Source organism: Spirillospora sp. NPDC049652, assembly GCF_040675125.1.
Lineage (GTDB): Bacteria > Actinomycetota > Actinomycetes > Streptosporangiales > Streptosporangiaceae > Spirillospora.
Map to the genome: position 1 here is coordinate 1 of NZ_JBFAOF010001171.1, position 1,988 is coordinate 1,988.

The 1,988-nt window shown below is 69.8% G+C and carries 3 protein-coding genes; all 3 read right to left on the reverse strand.

Annotation, left to right across the window (positions count from 1 at the left end):
* A partial coding sequence (locus tag AB0J52_RS38200) for an ROK family protein (protein WP_500187893.1) occupies positions 1–184 on the reverse strand: 184 nt, incomplete at its 3' end.
* Positions 181–1,059, reverse strand: a complete 879-nt coding sequence (locus AB0J52_RS38205) for a carbohydrate ABC transporter permease (RefSeq protein ID WP_500187895.1) — start codon at positions 1,057–1,059, stop codon at positions 181–183. The genes AB0J52_RS38205 and AB0J52_RS38200, both read right to left, overlap by 4 nt.
* Positions 1,056–1,988 (reverse strand): carbohydrate ABC transporter permease (locus tag AB0J52_RS38210; RefSeq protein WP_500187896.1); only part of this gene is annotated, 933 nt, incomplete at its 5' end. The genes AB0J52_RS38210 and AB0J52_RS38205, both read right to left, overlap by 4 nt.

The window sequence follows — 1,988 nt, forward strand, 5'->3', positions numbered from 1 at the left end:
CGGCGGTGACGCCGGGTGCGCTCGCGGCGAGCTCGGCCGCGAACTCGACGATCGTCCGGACGACCGTCTCGGGGCCGTGCTCGCGCCCGGTGGGACGGCCCTCGGTGCGGAGGACCGTCCCATCGGGGTCGATCAGCGCCCCTTTCATCGACGTCCCGCCGACGTCCAGGGCGACGACCGTCATTTGACCGAGCCGGCGGTGAGGCCGCCGACCAGGTACCGCTCGATAACGACGAAGAGGATCACAACGGGCACGATAGCGATGACCGAGGTCGCGAAGAGGAACTGCCAGTGCGCCTGGTACTGCGTGACGAACGACGGCGCGACCACGGTCAGCGGTTTGCGGTCGGGGGAGACCGTCACGGTCAGCGCGACGATGAACTCGTTCCACGCCGCGATGAACGTGTAGACGACGGCCGTGACGACGCCCGGCATCGAGATCGGCAGGGTGACCCGGGTCAGCGCGGCCATCCGGCCCGCGCCGTCCAGGAACGCCGCCTCCTCCAGCTCGCGCGGAATCGACGAGAAGTACCCGTGCAGGATCCACACGCAGAACGGCAGGTTGAACGCCGCGTTCACCAGGATCAGCGCGAGCAGCGTGTCGGTGAGGTTGAGCGCCACCATCTCCCGGTAGATGCCGATGACCAGCGCCGTCGGCGCGAACATCTGCGTCACCAGCACCAGCAGCAGGAACGCCCCGCGCCCCCGGAACCGGTTGCGCGCGGTGTAGTACGCGGCGGGCAGCGCGCACAGCAGCGTCACCAGCGTGGACGCGACCGCGACCTCCAGCGACACCACCAGCGCCTGCCCGACACCGGTGCCCTTCCACACGTCCGCGTAGTTCGACCACTGCCAGTGGGACGGCACGTACGTGCCGGGCGAGTGCGTCAGGTCCGACGGGGACTTCAGCGACGTGAGGAACATCTGCAGGTAGGGCAGCACGAACAGCAGCCCGACCAGCCATCCGACGGCCGTCAGCAGCACCGTCCGCAGCCGTATCGGACGCCGTCCGGACCGCGTCCGTCCCGGAGCCTCCACCGCCACCGTCCGCCCGCTCATCGGGTCTCCTCCCGCCAGCGCGAGAAGCGCAGGTACAGCAGCACCATGACCAGCACGAGCGCGAAGTTGACCACCGACATCGCCGCGGACTCGCCCACGTGCTGGTCGGAGAAGGCCAGCTTGTACATGAACGTGGTGGTGGTGTCGGTGTCGTTGCCCGGCCCGCCCCCGGTCATCTCGTAGATGATCGGGAACGAGTTGAACACGTTGATGACGTTGATGATCCCGGCGATCAGGATCGCCGGGCGCAGCAGCGGCAGCGTGATCTGGAAGTACGACCGCCACGGGCCCGCGCCGTCCACCCGGGCCGCCTCGTACACGTCCGCCGGGATCGTCTGCAGCCCGGCGAGGATCACGAACGAGGTGAACGGCAGCGACACGAACACCGCCACCCACATCATCCAGCCCATCGCCTGGTGCGGGTCGCCCAGCCAGTTGTGCGGCTGGTCGATCACGTGCAGGTCGAGCAGCACCCGGTTGACCAGGCCGGAGAAGTTGTCCAGCATCCACTTCCAGATCAGCGCGGTCATCAGGACCGACGCCGCCCACGGCACGATCACCGCCCAGCGCACCACGCGGCGGCCGGGGAAGCGGGCGTTGAGCAGCTGGCCGAGCGCCAGCGACAGCAGCAGCGTCACGACGACGACGCCCCCGACCCACAGCACCGTGCGGAGCAGGACCGGGACCAGCGCGTCCTCGTCGAACAGGTCGGAGTAGTTGCGCACCCCGGCCCAGCCCGTGGTCAGGCCGGACGAGGTGATCTTCTGCAGCGAGGTGCGGGCCATCTCCACGACGGGCCACAGCACCACGAAGGCGATGAGCAGGATCGACGGGCCGAGCCACAGCAGGGGCGCCAGCTTGCGCAGCGCCCGCAGCGCGGCCGGGGACGCGGCCCCGGAGCGGGGTGCTCCGGGGGCCGCGTCCGGCGG

Bases quoted from the DNA above. Each gene is read 5' to 3' on its own strand.
- AB0J52_RS38205 (WP_500187895.1), bottom strand. From the start codon at position 1,059: ATGAGCGGGCGGACGGTGGCGGTGGAGGCTCCGGGACGGACGCGGTCC.